The following is a 6,000-nucleotide window of genomic DNA, read 5'->3' on the forward strand; positions in this document are numbered from 1 at the left end:
CCTACACGACGGCCTAAGGGAAGGGATGCGGGAGGATCCGGACGGCCCCGGGCCCGTTGAGCAGTCGAGGCATCAGGAGCGCCCGCTGCCGTGACCAACCGAAGTCCATCGGCAAGAGCCCAGGGACCATGACCCGGACCGCACTGATCCCGCGGCGCTCTTGCTCCGGGCTCGTTTGGTCGACGACCACAACGTCATAGCCAAGATCAGCCAGGTGGTCGACAATCCGTATCAGGTCCGCGGTGATGTTCCCGCTCCAGCCGCCACCGACCCGAGCCGCCATCGCCTGAACCGTTACCTCGCGACTCGGTGAGGCTAACGTGGCGGCGAGTTTCCCCTGACTCGGCAAGCCATAAAGTTCCGCATGATCGCGCAAACTTCGAACGAGCGCCGGGTCGGTCGACATCGCCAGCAATTCCGGGCGGCGACGCGCGGCTTGCTTCGCTCGCCCCGGCAAGTAGGTCAAGACCTCGTGCAGGGCACTCTCGGCGGCCTCGATGGGATCCAGCGCCGCGCCGGAGGCCAGGACTAGATACCCATCGCCCCCGTCCATCCGCGTCGCCAAGGCCGTGACGACGGGCACCGCCGTGTCGGTGCTGGTATCCAACAGATCGACGCGATACCCCAAGAGCGAGGCTCTGTTCAGCAGCTTTGCCGCGTTGGCACCCAGCTCGGCACCACCCCCGAGCACTGGCAACTGCGCACCGCCATACCAGGCCATCAGGAAAGCGTCGCGCTCGATGACCTCAAGCAAGCCATGAAGGACGGCCTCCTCGTAGCAGCTTCCGCTCGCGCACCCATTCGAGCACTCGTCGACGAAGCGGTCGGCGCCGAGCAGGCCGGCGTAGTAGACATTGCGTTGAGCAACAAGAATCGGCTGACGATCGCGCACGGAGTATCCCCAGACCCACGGGATCTCCCGGTCCGGGTCGAAAGGGACGAGGTTGGGATCGTCGCGATAGGTGCGCGGGTCATACAGACCCATGACCCGAGGATCGACGCGGCGCAAGGGGTCATTCGTGGTGGCCATCACCGGATGGATTGCCCGCCGTCGAAGGGACCCGGCATATCGCTCAAGACCCTCCAAGAGCCCGACGAGGCGGGACCGGTTGTATGTCGGTGTCTGCCCGCTCCACGTCAGCTCGGCACAATCCGTCGAACTCCGACTATCCACGCGCCCACAGACGGGCGCTGTGGTCGTAGACCACACGTCCTCGACTGCGGCATTGCCCAAGACACCGGCAACTGGGTTGACCAGGGCACCGTCTAGGAGGTCGTATTCGTCGATCGAGAAGCACCGCGAGCCGATGCTGGTGCGCTCAATGAGTTCTTGGCTCGACGGCTCGTCGCCGACCCATGTCGAGCAACCGGGACACAGCGGGTCACGTTCGATCAACATGGTTTCCGTTTGTAGGCTGACCAAGTCAAGCGAGGTGACAAAGGCGCATCCCGGGGGCACGGCGGGGATCGAGTCGCCAAACTCCGGATCATTCACACGACTTAGCAAGATCGCGGTCGAGTCGACAACAAAGGGAACATCGAGGGGCCAGGGCGCCGATGCCGCTACTCGATCTGTCTGCGACGCCGTGCGGAGGGTGCGCTCGGAGTGCGAACGCACCCGCAGCCAGCGCGTCCGCACGCATTCCCCGCAGGCCTGCGGTGGCCCGTCCGGATCCCAGGGGCCAATCAACACGGTCGAGGCCGCAACGTGAACCCGAGCGCCGTCGCTGCGGCCCTCCTCCTGGTCAGGCCAGAAGGAGAGCCGCGCAACCGTGTCGGGACCGAGCCGTGATTTCAACGAGGTCACGAGGTCCACAGCGAGTCAGTCCTTGTTGCTCCACCGGAACAACCGACCGGCGAAGAGAGCAAAGACCAAGGCGAAGCCAAACATGATGGCCGTGGGGATCAAGATCTCGCTCATCTCCTCACCGGACACTGCAGCCGAGACGCCGTCGATGAGGTGGCGCATCGGGAAGGCCAGGGACACGGTCTGCAACCAGTGCGGCATACCGGCGACCGGGTAGAAGGTTCCGGAGAGGAAAGCCATCGGCAACACGATGGAATTGGCGATGGCCGCGCCGGCGTCAGGGGAGGGAGCATAGGTCCCCACCAAGAGGCCCAACGTGAAGAAGACCGTGATGCCAGCGACCAAGGGAACGACCACCAGGATCGATCGCCAGGTCAGGTGCAGACCAAGGAAGGGCAAAGTCGCAAACCCTAGAAAGAAGATCGCCTGCAGCACACCGCTGCCCAGCGAGACCAGGTAGCGGCTCGACAGGACGGAGGAGACACCCGTCGGGGTCATCCGGATCAACCGCAGCAGGTCCGAGCGGCGCCAGCCTACGAGCCAGTAGGCGACGCCAAAGACGGCTCCATTGGCGACAGCCCACGACATGACGCCCGGCCCGATGACATCGACATACGTCTTTCCCTCGTATTCCTGGCCATGGAAGAGCAGACCAAAAATAACCAGGAAAAGCAGGGGAAAGAGGAAGTTGAAGAAGAGGCCGACCTTGTCTCGACGCCATTCCTTGAACGTGGCAGTCGAGAGGGCGGTGAAGGTTGCGGTGCTCATGCGGAGTACTCCTTGCCGGTGAGTCGGAGGTAGACGTCTTCGAGGGTGGTGGCGCGCGTATGGATGTTGTCGAAGCCGACCCGCTGGCCGAGCGTGACGAGAACGTCCTCGGGACGGTCGGTTTCCACGATGGTGGAGGCTCCCTCCTCGCGAGCGTTCACCACGCCCGGCACGGCGGCAGCGGAGGCGGGGTCCAGGCGGTCGCGACTGATGACGAGTTGCACATAGGGGCTGGAGTGCTCCCGAATGAGATCGTGCGGCTTGCCAGCGGCGATCACTCGACCGGCGTCAACGATCGCAACCCGATCGCAGAGCCGTTCGGCCTCATCGAGGTAGTGGGTCGTGTAGAGAATTGTGCGACCTTCAGCGCGTAGTTCGTCCAGCAGACTCCAAAGCTCACGCCGTGCCTGCGGGTCCAGGGCGGCGGTCGGCTCGTCGAGGAAGATGACTTCCGGATCGTGGGTCACCGCCGCCGCGATGGCCAACCGGCGCTGCTGCCCGCCGGACAGCTTCTCGACCGTGACGTCCTTCTTGTCCCAGAGACCGAATCGGTCGAGGGTGTGCGCCGCCTTCTGGGCTGAAACGCCATACAAGGTGGCCACCGTGGTGATGTGCTCCAAGGCGGTCAGCGACGGGAAGAAGGAGGATGCCTGCGTTTGCACGCCGAGGCTCCCGAGGAGCTGCAGATCGCGCGGCCACGGGCTGCGGCCGAGGACGGCGACCTGCCCGCTGTCGGCGCTACGCAGGCCCTCGATGATCTCCATGAGGGTGGTTTTGCCAGCCCCATTCGGCCCGAGGATTCCAAAGAACTCACCTCGGCTGATCGTGAGGTCGATGCCGTCGAGGGCACGCACAGCGCCATACGACTTGGTGACCTGGTTGGCCACGACCGCAGGCGTTCGGCCGGACTCCGCCGGCGCCGTGACGCGCACGGCAGTGGTGGGGGCAGTGATGGTCATCATGCTTCCTTTCCAGTGGGGGTTCGATTCGAGCGAGACAAGCGCAGGGAGCCAACACCGGCTCCATAGGCCAAGGCGGCGGCCAAAGTGATGGCTCCAACTGCAGGCGGCAGGACGGCCAGCGAATACCACACGAGCAGGCCAAGGGCTGCTCCATAGATGGCCACGACCATCAAGGCAACTGTCAGGTAGACAAGCCGTTGACGGATGGGATAGGGCGTCGCCGCCTTACCCAGGAGTTGCCGAGCCGATGCCACTAGACAGGCCCGGCTGTCTCGGGCCAGGTCAAGCTGGCCGAGTCCCGCCGCTAGAGCCTTGAACCCGTCCGTCGGCGGGACCGGGATCAGGTTGACCAGGGCGCCGAAAACGCCCACCGCGATCCCGGCGAGGAGCGCCGCCTGGTGCTCCTTGTTGTCGGTCAGCGCCCACCAGGCCCACGCCGGGAGCAGGACGATGAGGTTGACCCAGACTCCCGCGAGGGCGACCATGACCTGCGCCCGACGAGAGGTCACATAGCCCCCAGAATCGACCCGGCAATAGAAGAAGATGGTCGGTGGGCGAAAAAGGACGCCGACTTCGCTGGCGCTGCCTCCGAAATACGCTGCCGCCACGCCGTGGCCAAACTCATGGAGGGACAGGCTGATCCACGACAGGATGCCTACCGTCACCATCAGGCGCCAATCGTGCAGCGGCGCAAAAGGATCGGCCGTAGCGGAAAGGCGCGTCGCCACCCACACAAGCATCGCGGCGACCAGGGCGAATTGCGGCAGGACGAGCCACGGGCTGAACAGGGGGCGCGTCACCCGCAGGAGACGCGGCACGATCCGAGAGACCGGCGCCACTACCCATCGGCCTTCCCGCAGGCTCGACTTCCGAAGCTCCGGATCAGCCCGAGTGGTCACCGGGACTTCCGGCAGACCGGCAGTCGGGTCCAGGAGGCCCCGCGCATTCAATTGCCCCACGAAGGCTCCCCATGTGTGGGGCGACAGGTGTCGGTCGAATTGTCGGGAGTACGACGCCTCGACCTCCTCGAACGGACGGGGCTGACGCAGGGCGTCGGCCAAGAAGGCCTCGCGCGGACCGAACTCGTAGCAGCGACCGCTAACGGGGTCGTGAACCAGGCGAACGTGGCGTCCGGCGCGGTAGCGATGCCCGGAGAAGCCGACATCGGAGCGGAGCGTCACGTGCTGTCGACGTGGCGCCACGGTGCTCATGCCGTCAACTCCTCATCTGGCGCCAACGCCCTGGCCAACACAAACGCGAGGTAGGCCTCATCACCAAGGGTGACTTGGAGCCGGTTATTGGTCATGTGCATGTAGGGAAACAGGAGCGTCTCCACCGCCTGCTCCGGCGTTGCCGCGACCGTCGCCCCGCTCTCCCACTCCGGGAAGATCAACTCACCCGCCTCGGCCAGATCACAAATGCGCTGACGAAGGTCAACGCAGTGGTCCAGCCACGTGGCCAGCAATGGCGGCAGACTGTCGGCGTCGCCCGCGCGACGCGCCCCGTCGATGACGTCGTAACGCTCGATGATCGACGGCGAGATGCCATCCGCTGCTTGCTCGTACTCCATCTCCCGAATGAACGACGTGGACTCGAAGCCACGCTTCCAGAACTCGTGGTACCGGACCATGTAGTCATGGATGCGCACCGGGTCGTGCAGGAACGCGGATGCCATGACCAGCATCAGTTGACCGGCTAACCCGAGTTGGACGCTGCGCACATGGACGTTCATCGACGAGTCGGCTTCGATCACCAGATCCGAGGACTTCTCAAAGTGCCACTCGGCCAACTCCACTCCCACGTGCCCGCCGTACTTCGCATACTCGGGTTCGTAGGACTCCTGCGAGAACGTGTTGTTGTCTCGTTGACGCATGCCGCCTTTCGAGTCGAGATAGCTCACCTTCTCGGCCGGAGTGAATTCCAGGTCAAGGAGGGTGTTCTGCATGTCGACGAAGAAGTCCGCCTGAACGGAGTACAACGCTGGTCGCCGGGACAGGAACTGCGCGATGGCAGATTCCGTCTCTGCCAAAAGCTGCGCTGCGACAGCCCTATTCGTCGGCTGGAACCGCAAGCGGACGTGCGGCCCCTCCAGCCAGTAGTTGATGAAGAAGTAGCGATGAATGAGCCCACGCTCGCGGAAGCTGCGCACCAGCGGACCGACACACTCAGTCAGAACGGGCCGCGACTGAGCCGTGTAGAAGATGTGGTGGGCCTGCCACGGGGCTGGCGCGGTCATTTCGACACCGCCAGGGTGGAGTCGTCGCGGGTCAGCTCGACCGCAAGTTCGCAGACATGGTGCCCGTCGGCGCTTCGAACGTACTGCTGTTCCTCGGTCGGCAGCATCTCGGCCATTTCGACCACTCCCTTCAGGTTGGACACTTCATTGGCGAATACGGAGATGGAGAACAAGCTCGTGAAGTCGAGATAGGACGGCTTGCTACGGCGACCGCCGCCGCTCGCCTC

The 6,000-nt window shown here is 64.3% G+C and carries 6 protein-coding genes; all 6 read right to left on the reverse strand.

Going from position 1 to position 6,000, the window contains the following annotated elements; all coding sequences use genetic code 11:
* Positions 1–13: 13 nt before the first annotated feature.
* Positions 14–1,816: a TOMM precursor leader peptide-binding protein gene (locus BN13_RS04165; RefSeq protein ID WP_048544674.1), complete on the reverse strand. Its 1,803-nt coding sequence runs from the start codon at positions 1,814–1,816 to the stop codon at positions 14–16.
* Positions 1,817–1,822: 6 nt separating this feature from the next.
* On the reverse strand, positions 1,823–2,575 hold the full coding sequence (locus BN13_RS04170; protein ID WP_048544676.1) for an ABC transporter permease: 753 nt from the start codon (positions 2,573–2,575) through the stop codon (positions 1,823–1,825).
* Complete coding sequence (locus BN13_RS04175) at positions 2,572–3,534, reverse strand: ABC transporter ATP-binding protein (protein WP_048544678.1); 963 nt, start codon at positions 3,532–3,534, stop codon at positions 2,572–2,574. The genes BN13_RS04170 and BN13_RS04175 overlap by 4 nt, the downstream gene beginning before the upstream one ends.
* Positions 3,534–4,748 carry a metalloprotease gene (locus BN13_RS04180; protein ID WP_048544680.1) on the reverse strand — a complete coding sequence of 405 codons (1,215 nt, stop codon included), beginning with the start codon at positions 4,746–4,748 and terminating at the stop codon, positions 3,534–3,536. Before BN13_RS04180 ends, BN13_RS04175 begins: the two co-directional genes overlap by 1 nt.
* The gene (locus BN13_RS04185; RefSeq protein ID WP_048544683.1) at positions 4,745–5,773 is read right to left on the reverse strand and encodes a lantibiotic dehydratase C-terminal domain-containing protein; all 1,029 of its coding nucleotides are present in this window, start codon (positions 5,771–5,773) and stop codon (positions 4,745–4,747) included. Before BN13_RS04185 ends, BN13_RS04180 begins: the two co-directional genes overlap by 4 nt.
* A partial coding sequence (locus BN13_RS04190; protein ID WP_048544685.1) for a hypothetical protein occupies positions 5,770–6,000 on the reverse strand: 231 nt, incomplete at its 5' end. The genes BN13_RS04185 and BN13_RS04190, both read right to left, overlap by 4 nt.

The sequence above is a fragment of the Nostocoides jenkinsii Ben 74 genome (genome assembly GCF_001046875.1).
In the GTDB taxonomy this organism is placed as follows: Bacteria; Actinomycetota; Actinomycetes; order Actinomycetales; family Dermatophilaceae; genus Nostocoides_A; species Nostocoides_A jenkinsii.